The following is a 20,483-nucleotide window of genomic DNA, read 5'->3' as shown; positions in this document are numbered from 1 at the left end:
ATAGGAAGTAATTAATTTTTAAAAGAAGAGTAAGGAAATTGCTATTGCTTTTGTCACTATAAATGAATTTTTATTTCAATTTTTAAAATTGGAAATAAATAAACGGTTGTGGTCCTGCAGAAGCGGTAGCATATACTATCCAATATATAAAAGCCAAAAGAATTGCCTTTCCAAGTAGAGGAGTAGCATTAAAACTTTTTTGTAATAATTTAATAACACTATTAGGCAGAAAATGCCAAACAAATCCGATTAAAAGTAATAAAAACACATTTTGATATCCTTGAGCAATGATGAACCATTGATTTGGATTAAACGTTAGTTTACCAATATTATCAATAATTAAAAAAGCCGTTTGAAAATCTTTTGCTCGGAAGAACAACCAACAAAAGGCCACAAAATGAAATGTCAATAAGATTTGTAAGGTTTTGATAAAATGGTTTTTAGGTAATTTGATAAAATTACCAAAGAAACGTTCAAAAGCTAGTGCCAAACCGTGAAGAGTTCCCCAAAAAACGAATTTCCAAGAAGCACCATGCCATAGTCCACCTAATAACATGGTTAGAAATAAATTAATATAGGTTTTTAATTTTCCATTTCGATTTCCACCTAAAGAGATATAAAGATAATCCCGCAACCATGTGGATAATGAAATATGCCAACGACGCCAAAACTCTGTAACTGAAGCGGATTGATATGGTGTTCTGAAATTGGGCGGAAGCCAAAATCCCATCAATAAAGCCAAGCCAATCGCCATGTCGGAATAACCCGAAAAATCACAATAAATCTGAATGGCATATCCATAAGAAGCCATCAGATTTTCAAATGAAGTATAACTGTTTGGAGCATCAAACACTCTATCTACAAAGTTGATAGAAATATAATCGGAAATGACCGCTTTTTTTAATAATCCTCCAACAATCAAAAACAAAGCCGCATTAAATTCTTCTTTTGTCAGATTTAGTCGCTTGTATATTTGTGGAATAAAATCACTGGCACGAACAATTGGACCGGCTACTAATTGAGGAAAGAAAGAAACGAAAAACAAAAAGTCCACAAAACTTTTGGTAGGTTCAAGTTGTTTTCTGTAAACATCAATCGTATAACTAAGGGTTTGAAAGGTGTAGAATGAAATTCCAACAGGAAGTATGATATCTTGAAACTCAAAATTTCTATCAAAAATTAAGTTCGTATTATCAATAAAAAAATTAGTGTATTTAAAATAACCAAGTAATCCAAGGTTAACCAATAAACTGACAATCAGATAAAATTTTCTATAAAAATTACTTTTTTCATCATAAATTAATTTGGCAATAACATAATCTAAAACAGAAGAAAAAATAATCAGTAAAAAGAAAATCCCACTTGATTTATAATAGAAAAAAAGTGAAAAAGCTACAACATAAGCAATGCGTAATCGATGTGTTTTTTGTGTTAAAATATAAAAGAAATAAAAGATAAGAAACAATCCCAAAAACAAACCACTATTGAATAAAAGTGGTTTTTGAGAATCAAACACAAACCAACTTTGCACTTGTTCCCAAGTGAGATGTCCAAAATTCTGTTCCACCCAACGGTTTATATTAAAAAGCGGTATCACTTATTTATCTCTAAATTATAATTTTCAAATGAACTCAAAAAAGCTTCAGTTAAAAGTTGTCCCTGACGTTCATAACCAACTTTGGTATAGTGTACTTTATCTGCTCCAATTATTCCTTCTTTTACCAATTGATTTACTCCGAAAAGTCCACCAAAATTGGAAAACATATCCCAAACAGCATAATTTTTCAACTCGGCTTGAGCTAAAATTTCTTTTGTATAATCTGCCACAAAAGTATTAGGAAATTTTCGTTTAAATTGTGAAGGTGGCGGTGTTGTAATTAAAAAAGTTGTAGTTGGATTTTTAGCTAAAATAAGTTCCATCATCAAATTCAACTGAACTATAAAATTGGTAGTTACCATTTTATCAAAACTCTCATTGGTTCCTAAAGAAATGATAACCAAATCCGGTTGTAAAATAGCTAATTGTTCAAAAAACAAAGGAAATTTAGTGAAATCAGAGCATTTTGCACCGTTTACTCCTATTGTGTGGTATATAATTCCCGGATTATTATTTTCTAAAACTAATCCGTTTAAAGCATAATCCGATTGGTTCAAGGCAGGAATTAAGTATATTTTATGTAATAATGTATCTGTTTCAAACGAATGAAAACCATCCTCTAAACGAGTTTCTAAAGGAATGAATTCTGAACGTTCAACTACTTTTTTGGCTTTTTCTTTTGAGGGTATTTTCAATGTTTTTCCGGCTCGGATGTTATTATTTTTTAATCTGTTTTCTTTTTTGATTTGAGCAATTGAAACATCATACTTTTCAGAAATGACCGATAAACTTTCACCATTTTTAATTTTGTGTAAAATATTCTTTGGAATTTCTGACTCGATTTTAATCGTTTTTGAGGTCAAAGCCACCTCAAACATTTTTATATTTTGTGGCGTAATAATTTTTAGTTTGTTAAAAACATATTCTTGATTTTTTACTGTCATTTCAATAGCAAAATCGTTGGATTTAGTAAACAGGGCTATTCCACTTAAACCAACCGGATTTCCCGTATTTGGATAAATATTTCGTTGGCTTTCCCATGTTTGGTTGGAAGAAAAACGAACATCACCCGTTCCATTTGTTTTAACCAAACTATGAGGAAAAACAAGACCCCGTCCGGCATTTCCAAATTGTTGCTGCAAATTTTTACGCATTAATCCTGAAAACAAATCGGCTTGAATGTGTGAATCGCCAATATGAACAACATTTAGCTTTCCAACTTTTGATTTTTGGAGATTGACCAATTTTTCAAAAATTGGGTTTATAGCTTTATTGTTTTTTATTTCATTTATTGCCGTGATAACTTCAGTTGTATCAATTTCAACGAACAAAGAATCAGATTGAGCACAAAGACTAAAACTAAATAAAAGAAAAAAAAGAAAGAAAAAAAATTTACTGTGCATTTACGGTGTTGTTTTTAGAAGAAACGGAATCAACCGTAGGTTTAGTTGGAAGTACTTTTTTATTTTTTCGCATTAGTTTATACTGTGCATATCCGGTTTGTATTTGGTCATATAATAAACCGGCAACTTTTTGAGCTCCTTTATAATTAAAGTGAGTATAATCTTTATTGGCCATTGGCGGAACTTCTTCTGCCCATTTAGCCATCGAACCTTCACCCCCCATCGCTTCATATAAGTTGAAATAACCGGCTTTTGATTGCACAGCATATTTTCGTTGAGCCAAAGTTAAAGGAACAACGGCCGAATCGGTTTTCATTTCCAATTCATATTTGGTTGCTTTATCGGCAGTTGAAATCACTAAAATTGTGACGCCCGGAAAACATTCTTTGATATGATTGACTACTCGAGTCATTCCTTTTTCGTACCAATTATAATTGTATGTACCATAATTTAAAACATTTGTTCCATAGTGCAAAATGATTAAATCATAATCCAATCGCTCTTGAAATTGTTTCATTAAATTGGTATTAAAAGTAGAAATAGGTAATCCTGAATTTCCCCGATTGGAGAAATTATCGACATGAACGCCTTTTCCATCATCAAAATTAAATCCGTAAATTGGAATAGAATCCGCTTCTTTAAAAACTGCTTTAAAACTTTTCAAATTAGTCATTGAAACAGCTAAAGCATTTAGTTGTTTCTCGGGATTTAGCTTTTTAATCAAAGTGTCTTTTCCAATTTTAATTAACATTTCTCCCATTTTATTAGAAGAATTTCCATAAAACAAGGTTGGATTATTAAGTTGGGATGTATGCATTCCAAATCCGGCTTTGTACTGTACCCAAGCATCAGAAAGTGTATCATTAGCAAAAAAAACATGCCCATTAACTCCAAAAGGTTTTAATGGACGCTTCACATTCAGATACGATTGTGTTTTCCAATTTCCGGAATATTGATGTGAAATAGAGCTTCTGGAACCAGCTGATTCTGAAGTGATTGAAACGAATCCAACTCCTTCACCGCCAAACTGTGTTTGCATTGCCTTTCGAAAATCCTGTACTATTAAATCGCCATCTGTCATAGAATCACCAAAATAAGCAATTCTGATATCTCCTTCTTGTTTAGTTTCTAATTGGTATAGTTTTTCAAAAAAAGGAATTAGATACTGAAAACCTTTGTATTGCCCATATTCTTCCGGAGGATAGGCAATTCCTTCTATTTGTTCAAAAACTATTTTTTTTCTATAAAAAGTATCAATAGTTTTTTCATCTTTTTTTATTTCTTCCTCTAACGCAATTGTTTCTAATAGTAAACTATCAATAACTACATTTTTTGAAGAAATCGTTGATTCTGAAAAAATTCGCTTAGGCAACACTTCTTTAAAAAACAAAAAACCAAGGGCAGAAATAAAAATTACTACCAAAGTTTGAAAAAAATAAGACGTTTTTGTACTCACAACAGTAAAATTACATTCTTTCCGGAACTTCAATTCCCAATAGGGAGAATGCCGATTTAATAGTTTCACCTACTTTTTGAGATAATTGTACTCTGAATTTTTTTAGTGTTAAATCCGTTTCCGGTAAAATTGGAACCGTTTGATAAAATGAATTATATTCTTTAACTAAATCGTATGTATAATTGGCAACTAGAGCAGGACTGAGTTGATTTGCCGCGTTTTGAATAATGCTAGGATACATTTCCAACATTTTCAGTAATTCTTTCTCTTTTGGATGTAAAATTAATGTAGTAATAGTTTCCGAATAGTCAAAGTTAGCTTTTCTCAAAATAGATTGAATTCGAGCATAAGTGTATTGAATAAACGGTCCCGTATTCCCGGCAAAATCAACTGATTCTTCCGGATTGAAAAGCATTGATTTTTTAGGATCGACTTTCAGCATAAAATATTTCAAAGCACCAAGACCTATAATTTTGTATAGCTTTTGTTTTTCTTCTTCTGAATAACCCTCAAGTTTACCTAATTCTTGTGAAATTTTCGCAGCAGTTTCAGTCATTTCATCCATCAAATCATCAGCATCCACAACCGTTCCTTCACGGGATTTCATTTTACCTGATGGCAATTCTACCATTCCATAGGATAAATGGAAAAGGTTTTTAGCCCAATCAAATCCTAATTTTTTTAAGATTAAAAAAAGTACTTTAAAGTGATAATCTTGCTCATTACCAACTGTATAAACCATTCCGCCGACATCAGGAAAATCTTTTACCCGTTGGATAGCTGTTCCTATGTCTTGTGTCATATAGACAGCAGTACCGTCTGAGCGTAGCACGATTTTTCTATCTAATCCTTCCTCTGTCAAATCAATCCAAACTGAACCATCAGGATCTTTTTCAAAAATTCCTTTTTCTAATCCAAATTGAACTACTTCTTTTCCGAGTAAATAGGTGTTACTTTCATAATAATAACTATCAAAATTGACACCTAAATTTTTATATGTTGTTTCAAAACCATCATAAACCCACCGGTTCATTGTTTTCCAAAGTTCGATTACCTCCGGTTTACCAGCTTCCCAATCGAGGAGCATTTGTTGAGCTTCTAAAATAGAAGGAGCATTTTTCTTGGCTTCCTCTTCCTTTTGACCTTGGGCAATTAAATCATTTATTTCGGCTTTATATTGTTTATCAAAAGCTACATAAAAATTACCGACTAACTTATCCCCTTTCAATCCGGTTGATTCAGGTGTTTGTCCGTTTCCGAATTTTTGCCAAGCCAACATGGACTTACAAATATGAATTCCGCGGTCATTAATGATTTGAGTTTTATAAACTTTTTTACCCGAAGCTTTAATGATTTTTGCCACGGAAAAGCCTAATAGATTATTTCTTATATGGCCTAAATGCAAAGGTTTATTAGTATTTGGAGAAGAATATTCCACCATCATTGCCTTCTCATTTTCATTTTGAGAAACAAATCCAAAAGTTGGATTGTTTTTAATTTCAGAGAAAAACTTACTATAATAAGAATCAGAAATAACAATATTTAAAAACCCGGAAACTACATTGAATTTTTCAACCTCAACTACATTTTCAACTAAAAAAGTTCCTATTTTATTTCCAATTTCAATCGGGTTTCCCTTAATTAATTTTAATAAAGGAAAAATAACTAAGGTAATATCACCCTCAAAATCCTTTCTAGTTAATTGAAATTCAATTTTTTCTGGAGATATATCAAATATAGTTTGTACTGCTTTTTGGACTGGTTGATTTAAAAATTCTTCTAAATTCATTATCATTCTTTATTTCGACAAAGATAATTTTAAATTCTAAAAACTTAAGATGCATTCTTATTATTTATGAATAGGTTTTTTGTCTAAAAAATCATTTTAAATGAAAAAACACCTAATTATTACTCATTTTTGTAAGTATTTTATATTGTTAAAGATTATTAAAGTGTATTTCATCGATTTTATTTGCTTTTAATCGATATTTATTCATTCATTTGTTGTGTCAAAAAATCAATAAAAGTTTAAATACCCAAATTAATAAGCATGAAAACAAAATTACTCTTCTTGTTGCTTTTAATTCCAATACTTGGAATTTCACAAGCTATCACGGTGAACACTACCACCTATACTGTACCAGAATTGGTTTCAAATGTGTTAGTGAATTCACCATGCTTAACAGTTAACAATATTAATTGGAGCACAGGTACCAACTTTGGTTCATCAAATGGAATTGGATATTTTCAAAATACCAATCCCAATTTTCCAATGCAAAGTGGTGTTATACTGAGTACTGGAAATGTAATGAATTCTGTAGGGCCAAACAACTCCATGCTTAATGATGGATTAAATACATGGCCAGGTGACAGTGATTTGGAAAATATTCTAGCCAATGCCGGAATTGCAATGACTTCAACTAATGCAACCGTTTTAGAGTTCAATTTCACCGCAATGTCTCCCTATTTTGATTTTGACTTTTTATTTGCTTCAGAGGAATATGGTAATTTTCAATGTCAGTTTTCCGATGCTTTTGCCTTTTTATTGACAAATTTAAATACGGGAGTAACAACTAACCTAGCTGTTGTACCGGGAACTAATACCCCTATATCTGTAGTTACAGTTAGAGATTTTCTATACAATTCTGCTTGTCCGTCTGTTAATCCACAATTTTTTGGTTCTTTTAATGGAGGTGCTAATTCCGCTTTATCTCCAACCAATTTTAATGGTCAAACAGTTGTGATGAATGCAGCAGCTGTTTTAATTCCTAATACACCCTATAAAATTAAATTAGTTGTTGCAGATAGAATAGACCCACAATCAGATTCAGCAATCTTTTTATCAGCTAATAGTTTTAATATTGGACAAAATGTGTTAGGCGATGATTTAATAATTGCTTCTAATTCTGCTTTATGTAGCGGAGAATCACATATAATCAATAGCAATTTAAGTGCAACCCAATACTCATTTGTTTGGAAAAAAGATGGTGTAGTTTTGGTCGGTGAAAACGGACCCACTTTGACCATTACAGAACCCGGAAGTTATGAATTGACTTATACTAATATTGCTTTCCCATGTCAAGTGGTGAGTGATATTGTACAAATAGAATACAACTCTGTTTTTAATGCTCCAGAGCCTATTGACATTTTAAAATGTGATTCAGGTGCTTCAACGTATCAATTTAATTTAGCTCTCAATAATCCGGTTGTAACAGCAGGAATTTCCGGAGGAACAACAGTTACTTATCATGCTACATTAGCACAAGCAACTAATTCAACTAGTGCATTACCCTTACTATACACAAGTGCCGGGAATCAAACTATTTATGTACGAGTTCAAAAAAATAATACTTCGTGTTATTCTATTAAGTCATTTCAATTATTAGTGACTCCTGCTCCAGTAGCTCATCAACCTTCTGATTTGTTAGGATGTGCAAGAATAACTGATCCAACTAGAGGCACCTTTATGTTGTCAACTTTAAATAATCAAATATTAAATGGTCAATCATCTGAATACAATATAGTTTCCTATCATGGAAATTTAGCAAATGCAAACAATGGCTTAAACCCGATTGGTCAAAGTCAATTTGTTAGTGTTTCAAGAACACTATATGCTAGACTTCAAAATGCTTCAGACCCATCTTGTTATAGTGTTGTATCATTTAATATTGTTGTTTCACCACTTCCTTTAGTCGATACAAAAGAAGATGTAATCGTTTGTGAATATTATATTTTACCTTCTTTAATTTATGGTAATTATTTCACCGGTCCGAATGGAACAGGAACAGCAAAATTTGCGGGTGATATTATAGAAGAAACACAAAGAATATACATTTATAATATTGGATTAATTGAACCATTTTGTCCAAATCAGTCTAGTTTTATGGTAACTATCATAAAACCGGAAGATATCAATACCACAAATAATCAATTTTGTAATTCATATAATGTACCTAATTCAGCAATTGGTGGATATTTTACCGGTCCGGGAGGAACAGGAACACAGTTAAACGGCACAACATTAACGTCATCTCAAACTATCTATTTTTACTTTGTCTCACCTGAACCACCATATTGTATTTTAGATTTACCAATTAATTTAACCATATTACCAGCTCCAAGCACAGAAACATTTACAAATGTTTTTGATTGTACTTCCTATACTTTACCATCCATTTCAAATGGGCAATATTATGATGCTCCAAATGGATCAGGTAACCAATTGGCTCCCGGAACTATAATTACAGAAACTACTACAATATATATTTATGCTGCGAATAGCTTTTGTGAAAGTCAAACAAGTTTTACAGTATATATTGGCATTGATGCACCAACATCTACTACCGAATGTGTTAATTTCATATTACCTTCTTTACCAATTGGCGGTTATTTTACAGGGCCAAATGGAACTGGACAACAAATACAAGCCGGGACAGTAATTAGTAGTACTCAAACAATATATGTATATGCCCCTAGTCAATCTCAACCAAACTGTACAGATAATTTAAATTTTACAGTAACTATTGCTTTACCAGTGATTGAAACTCCCCTTGTAACTACAGGTTGTGAAAGTTATTTTTTACCTAGTATTCCGCTTGGAAATTATTTTACTGGTCCAAATGGAACAGGAACAGCTTTAGCAGTTGGTAGTGAAGTAACTTCCTCTCAAACATTATATATTTATTTAAATAATGGAAATGGTTGTCAAAACTCAGTAAGTTTTGATGTTACGGTGCTAACTCCACCTCAAATAGACTCCAGATCAGATATTGATGGGTGTAACAATTATATTTTAACGGATCTTACACTTGGCCATTATTATACTGGACCAAATGGAACTGGAAATATGCTTCATGGAGGTGATGTAATTACAACCTCTCAAATAATCTATATTTATGCCGAAGAAAATGGATGTAGTGCTGAAACTAGTTTTCAAGTAAATGTTTTTGAAATTCATGCAGACGTTTTAAACAATGTTGAAGTGTGTGACAGTTATGTATTACCAACTCTAACTGCCGGTAATATTTATTATACTGCACCAGATGGACCAAATGGTTTTGGAACAGTTCTAACACCGGGTACATTAATTACAACAACACAAACAATTTACATCTATAAAGAAAATCAAATTAGACCGGCATTTTCTTGTACTGATCAAACGTCTTTTACGGTGACTATTTATGTATCACCTGTAATTGAGCCTATATCAAATGTAAACGTTTGTAGCTCCTATATTTTACCTACGTTAACTGTTGGAAATTATTTTACTCAATCAGGTGGAAATGGATCAACAATTCTAGCAGGAACAGAATTAACAACTTCACAAACATTATTTGTTTATGCAGAAACCGGCACAACACCAAATTGTTTTGATGAAAAAAGTTTTGATATAAATATATTTAATGTAGATGTTTTAGATAATGTGTCAACGTGTTCTAGTTATGTTTTACAACCTTTAACTGTTGGAAAATATTACAGAGGACCAAACGGAACAGGTGGTCAAATTCCGGCCGGAAGTTCAATTACAACGACTCAAACAATCTATATTTTTGCCTCATCCGGTTATTCACCAAATTGTTCAGATGAAAGTTCTTTCATTGTTACAATTATTCCTACTCCAATTGCAAATCCTGTTCCATTAGTTAACAGAACTGTTTGTGATGAAGATGGTGAAAATGATGGAATAACCTCTTTTGATTTTAGCACTTTAAGCAGTATTGTGTTAGGTTCTCAAACCGGAAGTGAATTTACTGTTAACTATTATGCTAGTTTGAGTGATGCTTCCAGTCAAATCAACTCTTTTAGTTCTTCTGAATTACAGTTGGTTTATGTGAGAGTAAATAATACATTGGTACCTGATTGTTTTGATATCAAACCAATTACAATCATTGTCAATAAAATTCCTGAACCAACTCCATTAGATGGTATTGTTTGTATAGAAAGTGAAACAGGAAATCTATTAAATCCTTATACCATTTTTAGTGGTCTATCCTCTACTACTCATACATTTGAATGGTATTTAGACACAACATTAATTGAAGGTGCAACAGGAAGTTCTTTACAAGTAATGGCCCCTGGCGTATATAGTGTAATTGCAACCAGTTTAGCAACAGGATGTTCGTCTGAACCAACTCCTGCAGAAGTATTAGCTTCAGAACCGGCTGCTATTAACTTTACTGTAAGCATGGCTTTTAGTAGCACTAATTCTATAACCATTAATGCAAACGGTGTAGGTGGAAATTATGAATATTCATTAGATGGCAGTCCATTTCAAGACAGTCCTACGTTTGATAATGTTGCTTCAGGTATTCATTCTGTTACTGTTCGTGATAAAAATGGTTGTGGATCTGCTACTGACACTGTCTTAGTTATCAACTATCCGAAATTCTTCACCCCAAATGGAGACGGATACAATGACACGTGGAATATAGTTGATTTAAAAGAACAAGTAAAAGCCACTATCTATATTTATGATCGATATGGTAAATTTATTGCCCAATTATTCCCAAACAAAAAAGGTTGGGATGGTTTATACAACGGTCAACAAATGCCTTCTTCTGATTATTGGTTTACAGTAACTTATGAAGAAAATAATCAAACCAAAGAATTCAAATCTCACTTTTCATTGAAGAGATAGTTTTATATTGTTTTGTTGTTTAGAAATTAAAGACCTTCCACGTGAAGGTCTTTTTTTTTACCTATAACATTTTAATCTATTTGTTTACTTTTGGTTATATAATCTTTCTGCAAATTAAAGTTATCTTTCATTTAATTGTCAATTATTATGACTAACGAATAGAAAAGACAACAAACAAGAGTAAGTTAATTTTAATACTCATAAAAAAAGCCGCCTAAAATTATTATTTAGACGGCTTCTATTTTAATTCTCTTTATCAAACATTAACTCTTTTACTTTTTCCTTGTCTTGTTTGTTTTTAGTTAAATCAAACATAGTTCCAAAAACACGGTCCCAAAAAGTATTACTCACACCAAAACCCAAATGTTCATCTTTATAATGATGCAATTGATGATTTCTCCACAAAGGTTGCATAAATTTAAAGGGAGGATCAAAAGCATGAATGGCATAATGCATCGAGGCATAGGAAAGATAACCAATCATAAATCCCGGAAAAAAAGCCCAATTATATTTGCCTAAAAAAAGATAGTGGAATAAAAATAAGATCGTTGCTAAAATCAAACTGGGAACCAAAGGCATAAATAATCGTTGTCTGTCGCGTGGATATTCATGATGATTTCCATGCAAAATATAAGCTACTTTTTGTGTTTTTAAATTATCACTAACCATATGAAAAAGAAATCGGTGAGCAATATATTCAAAAAAAGTCCAATAAATCATTCCTGCAAAAAACAACAATACAATGGTTTTTATTTCTAATCCATAAACTTGATTAGCCCTAAAAAGTATATAACTTAGTATTGGAATATAAACTCCCCAAATAATTCCGGGGTTTGTTTTTGTCAACATTTCTAGAATATCACTTTCAAAAAGTCTGGCTTGACCCGTGTGCTGAACTCTCTTGGGTTTCATTTTAATAAAAAGTTTAAAATAACATGTAAATTTAAAACAAAAATATAAAAAAGTCTTTAACAAAGAATATTGCTACAATAATATTTTACATTTATTTTACCATTTAATTATGACACTTCCCCAAGTAAAACCACTTCCAAATGCTGCTAAAACAACAATGTCTCCTTTTTTAATTTTACCTTGTTCCCATGCTTCCGTCAAAGCAATTGGAATAGAAGCCGCAGTCGTATTTCCGTATTTTTGAATATTATTAAATACTTGCTCATCTGATAATTTAAATTTGTGTTGAATGAATTGGGAAATCCTCAAATTAGCTTGATGAGGAATCAATAAATTAATATCAGAAACTGCTAAATTATTCACTTGCAAGCCTTCATTAATTACTTCACTAAATCGAACAACTGCATTTTTAAATACAAATTGCCCATTCATGTAGGGATAATAACTTTCATCATTAGGATCATTATCTTTAATAATATCAGTCACCCAGCGTTTCCCCATTCCGGGTGCAACAACAGCTAATTCTTCTGCATGAATTCCTTCAGAATGTAAATGAGTTGAAAGAATTCCGCTGGTTAAATCTTCCTCTCTGGAAAGTATTGCTGCTCCTGCCCCATCACCAAAAATAACGGAAACACCTCTTCCTCTGTCAGTCATGTCTAATCCATACGATTGCAATTCAGAGCCTATCACTAAAATGTTTTTGTACATTCCTGTTTTTATATATTGGTCCGCAACAGAAACAGCATAAACAAAACCGGAACATTGATTTCGAACATCCAAAGCTCCAATCGTGTTTAAACCCAAATCACGTTGCACTAAAACACCCGGACCGGGAAAATAATAATCCGGACTTAAAGTGGCAAAAACAATAAAATCAATATCCTCTTTTGCCACACCTGATCTTTCTATAGCTATTTGAGCGGCCTTAACACCCATCGATGTTGTTGAGTTACCATCACCTCTTTGAACATGTCTGCGTTCTTTTATTCCGGTTCGCTCCTGAATCCATTCATCATTTGTATCCATTAATTTTGACAAATCATCGTTGGTCACTACATTTTCAGGCACATAAAATCCTAATCCGGCTATTTTTGAATGATACATATTTTGCTTTTTTAATAAAATTAGTTACACAAATTTAGCAATCTTTTAAAAAGTATCGCTAAAAATGACTTTGTTTTTAATTATAAACAAAATAACAACTTCTTCTTGTTATTTGGCACCCTTATTGTTAAATATAATTTACATTTAGCATTTTGTTAAGAGCCTGATTAATGTCTAACTAGTATATTTGAAACGAAATTTATTACCATGAGATTTATACTGCCTGTTTTATTTTATTTTATTTTGGTTCCTGTAACCCAGGCACAATTTGACAATACAAATAAGTCAACTTCATTTGGTGGCAATTTTGGAGTGACACCAAGCACAACCGGAAGTTCACTATTCGCACCAAAAAGTACGCCTTCCCCTGAACCTAATACAACACCTCTACGAGAAGAAAAAAAAATTGACCTAACTCAAAATTATGGTCTGATGGAGAAAAAATTTGAGGTAAAACCAAATTACCTCACAGGTGAAGTTGAAATGAAAGAAGAATATAAACGAGGTAAATATTTTGGTGATTTTAGAAGTAAATCAAAATTCATTAAAGTAATGTGCCGAGATCATGAAGCGGTTGATGGTGACCGAGTTAGCATTTACCTCAATGATAAATTAGTTCAAAGCAGTGTTTACTTAACAGAATCATTCAAAGTCTACTTTATAGAACTTCAACCCGGATTTAATAATCTTGAATTTTTAGCATTAAATCAAGGAGAATCCGGTCCAAATACTGCTCAATTTGCGGTTCAGGACGAATTTGGAAATGTAATTATGTCCGACATTTGGAATTTAGCGACCGGAGCTAAAGCATCACTTATTGTAGTAAAAGAATAATACTCGCTTCTACTTCTTCCCTATTTTAACAGATTTTTTAGAAGTTTGGATTTATTATGTGCTATTTTTAGTGCACAAATATTTCAAACTTACTCTTTATGAAAATTCAATTACTTCTGTTTCTTTTAGTGAGCTATTTTGTTTCAGCTCAGGAAAATTTAACCTATCAAAAACCTCCCAAAGAAATTTTGGATTTGGCTGATTACGAAAGAGCTCCAACGGTCAACATGGATACCAATAAAGAATACATGTTGTTGTCCTACAGAAGTACTTATAAAACATTGGATGAATTGAATCAAGAAGAAATGCGTTTAGGCGGACTTCGCATTAATCCTGTTACAAATATTTCAAGTACTGTTACTTATGTTAACAACCTGAAATTGCGAAAAATTGCTGATAAAGATGAAATTCAAGTCAAAGGTTTACCGGAAAACCCGAAAATAAGCAACCTTTCAATGGCACCTAATCAAAAGAAAATTGCCTTTTCACACACTACAAATACAGGAGTCGAACTTTGGATTATTGATGTTGTTTCAGCTCAGGCGACTAAATTAACCGAGGCAATTGTTAATGCAAACATGGGGAATCCATTTAGTTGGTTTGCTGACAGTGAATCTATTTTAGTTCGAATGTTAGTTCAAAATCGTCCTGCCTTAATTGATGTTAAAAAAGATTTACCAACCGGTCCTACGGTTTCCACTAGTGATGGAAATGTTTCTCAAAACAGAACCTACCAGGATTTGTTGAAAAACCCCCTTGATGAACAAAATTTTGAAACATTGGTTACCTCCGAATTATATAAAATTTCAGTGAATGGAAAAGCCACGTTATTCAAAAAAGCTGATATGTATTCCGGAGAAAGCATTTCGCCCGATGGAAATTACATAATGATTTCAACGATTCAAAGACCCTTTTCCTATATTGTACCTTTAAGCAGATTTCCTCAAAAAACAGTTGTTTATGACAAAACCGGAAATGAAATTAAAGTTGTTAACGAAGTGCCTCTTTCTGAAATCATTCCAAAAGGATTCTCTTCTGTTCGAAAAGGAAAAAGAAATATGACTTGGAGAACTGACAAACCGGCAACTTTATATTTTGTTGAAGCATTAGACGAAGGTGATCAGGCTAATAAAGTAGATTTCAGAGATGAAATTTTTTTATGGGATGCCCCTTTTTCATCCAATCCAACTTCATTAGTGAAAACCCAACAACGTTTTTCCGGAATTGAATGGGGTGATGATACAACTGCCATAGTTTATGATCAATGGTACGACACCAGAAACATGAAAACATATTTAATCAATCCATCTAGCCCAATGCTTTCTCCAAAAGTTATATCGGATAGAAATTATCAGGATATTTATGCAGACCCGGGTGATTTTGAAACTAAAAAAAATCAGTATGGAAAATATGTTTTAGTTTTAGAAAACAATAACGCTTATTTAATTGGAAAAGGATTTACTAAAGAAGGCCAATTTCCTTTCATAGATGAGCTGAACTTATCCACTTTAAAAACAAAACGTTTATATCAATCTACCTATAAATATAAAAAGGAAGATATTTTATCGATGGAAGATGTCAAAAAAGGGGAAGCATTGGTTATGATTCAATCAAAAAATGAATTTCCTAATTATTACTTCAGAAATATAAAATCAAAAGGAAAATTAACACAAATTACAAACTTTAAAAATCCATTTGAAAGTATCAAAAACGTGTACAAAGAAGTGATAAAATACCAACGGAAAGATGGTGTAGAGCTTTCAGGAACGTTATACCTTCCTATTGGTTATGACAAAGTTAAAAAAGAAAAACTTCCGCTCTTAATTTGGGCCTATCCAGCTGAATATAAAGACAAAAAATCAGCGGGACAAAGCGATAAAAATGAAAATCAATTTACCTTTCCTAACTATGGCTCTTTTGTTTATTGGGTTACAAGAGGCTATGTTGTATTAGACAATGCTTCTTTCCCAATTATTGGAGAAGGAACAACGGAACCAAACGACACCTTCATCGAACAATTAGTTGCCAATGCTGAAGCAGCGATAGATGCCGTAGATAAATTGGGGTATATCAACCGTAAAAAAGTAGCGGTTGGCGGACATTCTTACGGAGCTTTTATGACGGCAAATTTATTGACCCATTCGAACTTATTTGCCTGTGGAATTGCCCGCAGCGGTGCCTACAACAGAACCTTAACGCCATTTGGATTTCAAAGTGAACAACGAAATTATTGGGATGTTCCTGAAGTTTATAACACTATGTCGCCCTTTATGAATGCCAATAAAATGAAAACACCTTTATTATTAACTCACGGCGAAGCTGATAATAATCCGGGAACGTTTACTTTGCAAACGGAACGTTATTTTCAAGCGTTGAAAAATTTAGGAGCTCCCGTTCGCATGGTGATTTTACCGAAAGAAAGTCATGGATATGCTGCAAAAGAAAATATTCTTCATTTACTTTGGGAACAAGATCAATTTTTAGAAAAATATTTGAAGAATTAGTTTTAAGAATATAGAAAAAACACAATAGATTAACCCTGAAATTGATAAATTTTGGGGTTTATTTTTTATTTAAATAAACCAAATGATCTTTTTCCAACTTAATTTCGCTCTCAAAAAACAAGATTCCATTTTCTGAAGATGCTTCAATTAAATAATGACTACCTCTAAAATAGCTATTTACTACAATAACTTTTAAATTAGAATGTTCTACTACAATTAATTGATGCGGAAATAAATACTGAATTGCTTTTTCGTTAAAATAAAAACCGGGAATTTCATTTACATCACCAAAAAGTGAAGCAACATATTTTGATTGTGGATTTATATACAATTCATTTGGACTGCCTTGAGTGCAAATTTGTCCCTTTTTCATTACCAAAACATCATCAGCAAAAGACAAAACATCAGTACTATCGTGTGTGGCTACAATAGTGGTAATTTTTTTCTCTTTCAAATAGGAAAACAATTTACGACGCAAACTATTTTTTCTAAAATTATCGATATGGCTGAAAGGCTCGTCTAACAATAATACTTCCGGTTCCAAAGCCAAAACACGAGCCAAAGCCACGCGTTGCATTTGCCCACCACTTAAAAATTTGGCTTTGACAGTTGCAAATTCGGTCATTTCAACAATCTCCAACAATTCAGAAATCCGCTCTTTTTTTTCTTCCGGATAAAAATTTGAAAGGTACTTTCCTATATTTTCAGCAACAGTTATAAAAGGCATCAAATCGAAATCCTGAGCCAAATATTTCATATAGGGCATTCCGGGAATAAGATTAAATTTTGGCCCTAAAACCGCTGAATTATTCCAAAATATTTGTCCTTCATCCAAATCATATAAGCCATAAATGAGTTTTAAAAGCGTACTTTTCCCACAACCACTTTCACCAATAATAGCAAGATTATTTCCTTTTTCAAGCGAAAAAGTACAGTTTTGAATGGTTGTTTCCTTCAAGTAAGAAAAAGCAATGTTTTGAATAAGTAACATAAAAATATATTGGTGCAAATTTAGCTTAAGTTATCTTTATGATTCTTGAATTTCAAAATAAATTAGTTTTACGAATAATTTATTCATAAAAATTGCTTTACAAATCCAAACAATTATTAAATCAGCATTTTTTATTACAATATAGTATAAAATCCTTACTGAATTATTAAATATTTTATCAATATTAATTTTATCTAATTCTTAAAAATAACTTCAAAATTTTACACAAACGCTATTTTTAGTATAATTAAATTATAAAATCACCAACTATAACGATGTAATTGATGTAAAACAACTCAATTTACCTATACAACAACTCAACATTGCCCATAAATGGATGCTATTACACTATCTGAAAATCAATATTATATAATAAAACATTAGCAATCATTGTACTTTGCATTCCACTAGTATAAATAATTGTCATGTATAGTTTTTGTATACTCTAATTTTATCCATCAAAAAAATTAAAGTAATAGATTTGATTTCCTACTTCAAACAAAACTTTTATTAACTATAATTTTAAACAATTATGAAAAAAAATTTCTTATTATTATTCCTTCTGACTTTTTCATTAGGACAATCGCAAAACCAGATACTGAATGGTACATTTGCTGCCGGCTCAACAAATTGGGTACTTAATGACGGTGGTACGGTAACCAATGGAGAAGCTGTGTTCAGTGCTCCAAATGCAGGAGGAAATCCATGGGACACAGAACTGAAACAAACAGGTAAGTCATTTATAGGTGGTGCAACTTATACTATTACTTTTAGAGCTCGTGCGGCATTAAGTAGAAATATATCTGTAAATATTCAAAATACAAATATATGGACTGATCAATTCAGAAATAATGCTGTAGCACTAACAACTACCATGACAACTTATTCTTATGTTTTTGTTGCTACATCTACTAATAATAATGCTCAGCTTAATTTCCACATGGCTAATTTGGGAGTTAATACAACAGCTGCAGTATATATTGACGACGTAGCAATAGTACCAGGGGTTGCTACTCAATGTACTAATGGTATACAAGATGCTGATGAAACTGGTGTAGATTGTGGAGGTTCAACTTGTGGTCCATGTCTTATTAATCCAACATTTGATCCATTCACTGTTGGACCTAAATTATTAGGAGATGCTCCTTTTACAGCAACTGCTAGTTCAGATAGTCCTGGTGCTATTACTTATACAAGTAGTAATGCTGCAGTAGCAACAATTAACTCTACATCAGGTCTTGTGACTATTTTAGGTGTTGGTACTACTACCATCACTGCAAACCAGGCAGCTACTAGTAGTTATTATGCAGGTTCAACTACTGCTACGTTAACTGTAACACCACCTGCCGCTCCAGCACCACCTACTAGAAATACACAAGATGTTATTTCTTTTTTTAGTGATAGTTATGCCGTTTCTTCATCACCTACTTGGGGTGGAACAACAAATTCAAATATTCAGATTTCTGGAAACAATACAAGATTATTCACTGGTTTTACCAATGGTCAAATAGCATTTGCTGCAACCAATGTTTCACAAATGACGCATGTACGAGTAGATGTTTTTTCTGTGAATCTTACCCCTATGTGGTTTTTCTTAGGTTCTGCGGGTGCCTCTAAAAGATTAACCATAGATACTCCTGTAAACGGTTGGGTAACTTTAGACATACCTTTGTCCAATTTTACCTCTAGCCCAACAGGAGGTACTATAAATCTTAATGCTATTAATCTTTTCAGATTTGAAAATCCTGTAGGTGCTACTCCACCGTCAAGAACTATTTATATTGATAATATTTATTTTTACAGACCTGAAACCGATGCTCCTCCAACGCTGGGAGTATTCACAGTACCAACTAAAGTATTGGGAGATGCACCATTTACATTGACACCACCAACTTCAAACAGTTCAGGTGCATGGTCTTACACTATCAGTCCAGCCGGTATCGCAACCATTGATGGTGATGTTGTAACGATAATTGGAGGTGGTACCGCTACCATTTCAGCAAATCAAGCCGCTGTTCCCGGTGAATTTGGACCAGGTCTTGCTTCGGCATCTTTTGTGGTGACTTATCCTGAACCGGGACCATCGCCAATACCTCCTGCAAGAGATTCAAATAGAGTAATCTCTCTCTATACAGGTGACCAGTCAATTTACACGAACGTACCTAACTATAATCTTGGACAAGCATTTTGGTCTACAGGTGGTGGTAGGGTTTTAACACAAGTTCCAAACGGAACAAATACTGCTCTACGTATAGATGGACTTGGTTTTATGGGATTGATTGATATCGGTGAAGTTGGTCCTCCAGCTGTAGCTGGAGAAAGACGTTTGAACCTTGTAGGAACCGGAATGTCACATTTAAATATTGATATTTATTTGGATGCACCAAGACCTAATTTATTTTTAGTTCTGTTAGCACCTAGTGATAGACTTTATAATACAGGTCCACTTACAGCAGGTTGGAATACATTGAGAGTTCCTTTAACAGCCTATCCAGGAGCCTTGAACGATATTTACGGGTTAAAAATTGAGCAGAATTATACTTCAGCATTCCGTTTGTTTATAGATAACATCTATTTCAGTAATGACTTATTTACTTTCTATGCCGATAGTGATGGAGATGGTTTTGGTAATTTAGCTTCTTCAGTATTAGCTGAGACTGCACCTGAGGGATATGTGACCAACAGTACAGATTGTGATGATACAAATGAACTTGTATGGCAAACCGGAGATTTCTATATTGATATTGATGGTGATGGTTATAATTTAGACGTTCCACAAGTTACAGTATGTTACGGAGCAACCTTTGACCCATTTTATAGTTTGACCACACTTGGGGTAGATTGCGACGATAATGACGGAACCATCAACCCTGGAGCAACAGAAATCTGCTACGACGGTATCGATCAAAACTGTGATGGTAACTTGATGAACAGTTGTGCTGTTATTACTGCACGCTTAAGAGCGGAGAATTGTGATACTAATCTAACTTCTTTAAACCAAGTGGTGAGAGGAAATAGATTTTCACAATCCATTCCATCAGG

General features: G+C 32.8%; 11 protein-coding genes. 4 read left to right on the top strand and 7 right to left on the bottom strand.

The genetic code is table 11. From position 1 onward, the window contains the following. Positions 1-82 precede the first annotated feature (82 nt). The 4 genes from C0512_RS03530 to argS are packed head-to-tail and all read right to left on the bottom strand — an operon-like array spanning position 83 to position 6,245. Entirely contained in the window at positions 83-1,597 is a 1,515-nt protein-coding gene (locus C0512_RS03530; protein ID WP_290858937.1) for an MBOAT family O-acyltransferase, read from the bottom strand. Further along, positions 1,594-3,000 carry a LysM peptidoglycan-binding domain-containing protein gene (locus tag C0512_RS03525; protein WP_290858935.1) on the bottom strand — a complete coding sequence of 469 codons (1,407 nt, stop codon included), beginning with the start codon at positions 2,998-3,000 and terminating at the stop codon, positions 1,594-1,596. The genes C0512_RS03530 and C0512_RS03525 overlap by 4 nt, the downstream gene beginning before the upstream one ends. Further along, entirely contained in the window at positions 2,990-4,423 is a 1,434-nt protein-coding gene (locus C0512_RS03520; protein WP_290858933.1) for a GDSL-type esterase/lipase family protein, read from the bottom strand. Before C0512_RS03520 ends, C0512_RS03525 begins: the two co-directional genes overlap by 11 nt. 43 nt (positions 4,424-4,466) lie before the next feature. After that, complete coding sequence (argS, locus tag C0512_RS03515; protein ID WP_290858931.1) at positions 4,467-6,245, bottom strand: arginine--tRNA ligase; 1,779 nt, start codon at positions 6,243-6,245, stop codon at positions 4,467-4,469. Positions 6,246-6,506: 261 nt separating this feature from the next. On the opposite strand from argS, the gene C0512_RS03510 reads away from it, so the two are divergent. Further along, entirely contained in the window at positions 6,507-11,093 is a 4,587-nt protein-coding gene (locus C0512_RS03510; protein WP_290858929.1) for a T9SS type B sorting domain-containing protein, read from the top strand. 243 nt (positions 11,094-11,336) lie between these two features. Here C0512_RS03510 and C0512_RS03505 read toward each other — a convergent pair whose 3' ends face one another. Next, entirely contained in the window at positions 11,337-12,005 is a 669-nt protein-coding gene (locus tag C0512_RS03505) for a sterol desaturase family protein (protein ID WP_290858928.1), read from the bottom strand. A gap of 96 nt (positions 12,006-12,101) precedes the next feature. Continuing rightward, the gene (locus C0512_RS03500; RefSeq protein ID WP_290858926.1) at positions 12,102-13,112 is read right to left on the bottom strand and encodes a 3-oxoacyl-ACP synthase III family protein; all 1,011 of its coding nucleotides are present in this window, start codon (positions 13,110-13,112) and stop codon (positions 12,102-12,104) included. A 207-nt stretch (positions 13,113-13,319) separates the two neighbouring features. Between C0512_RS03500 and C0512_RS03495 the strand changes: the two genes are divergently transcribed. Together C0512_RS03495 and C0512_RS03490 are read left to right on the top strand one after the other, a co-directional pair. After that, entirely contained in the window at positions 13,320-13,946 is a 627-nt protein-coding gene (locus C0512_RS03495; RefSeq protein ID WP_290858924.1) for a hypothetical protein, read from the top strand. 98 nt (positions 13,947-14,044) lie between these two features. Beyond that, positions 14,045-16,450: a prolyl oligopeptidase family serine peptidase gene (locus C0512_RS03490; RefSeq protein ID WP_290858922.1), complete on the top strand. Its 2,406-nt coding sequence runs from the start codon at positions 14,045-14,047 to the stop codon at positions 16,448-16,450. Positions 16,451-16,508: 58 nt separating this feature from the next. Here the strand turns inward: C0512_RS03490 and C0512_RS03485 are convergent, their stop codons facing one another. Beyond that, positions 16,509-17,441: an ABC transporter ATP-binding protein gene (locus tag C0512_RS03485; RefSeq protein WP_290858920.1), complete on the bottom strand. Its 933-nt coding sequence runs from the start codon at positions 17,439-17,441 to the stop codon at positions 16,509-16,511. Positions 17,442-17,973: 532 nt separating this feature from the next. Here C0512_RS03485 and C0512_RS03480 point away from each other — a divergent pair. Then, on the top strand, positions 17,974-20,483 hold a 2,510-nt coding region (locus C0512_RS03480; protein ID WP_290858918.1), incomplete at its 3' end, for a carbohydrate binding domain-containing protein.

The sequence above is a fragment of the Flavobacterium sp. genome, from assembly GCF_013822155.1.
Taxonomy (GTDB): domain Bacteria; phylum Bacteroidota; class Bacteroidia; order Flavobacteriales; family Flavobacteriaceae; genus Flavobacterium.
The sequence above is the reverse complement of the archived record's forward strand: the minus strand, read 5'-3'. Positions and strand labels throughout refer to the sequence as shown.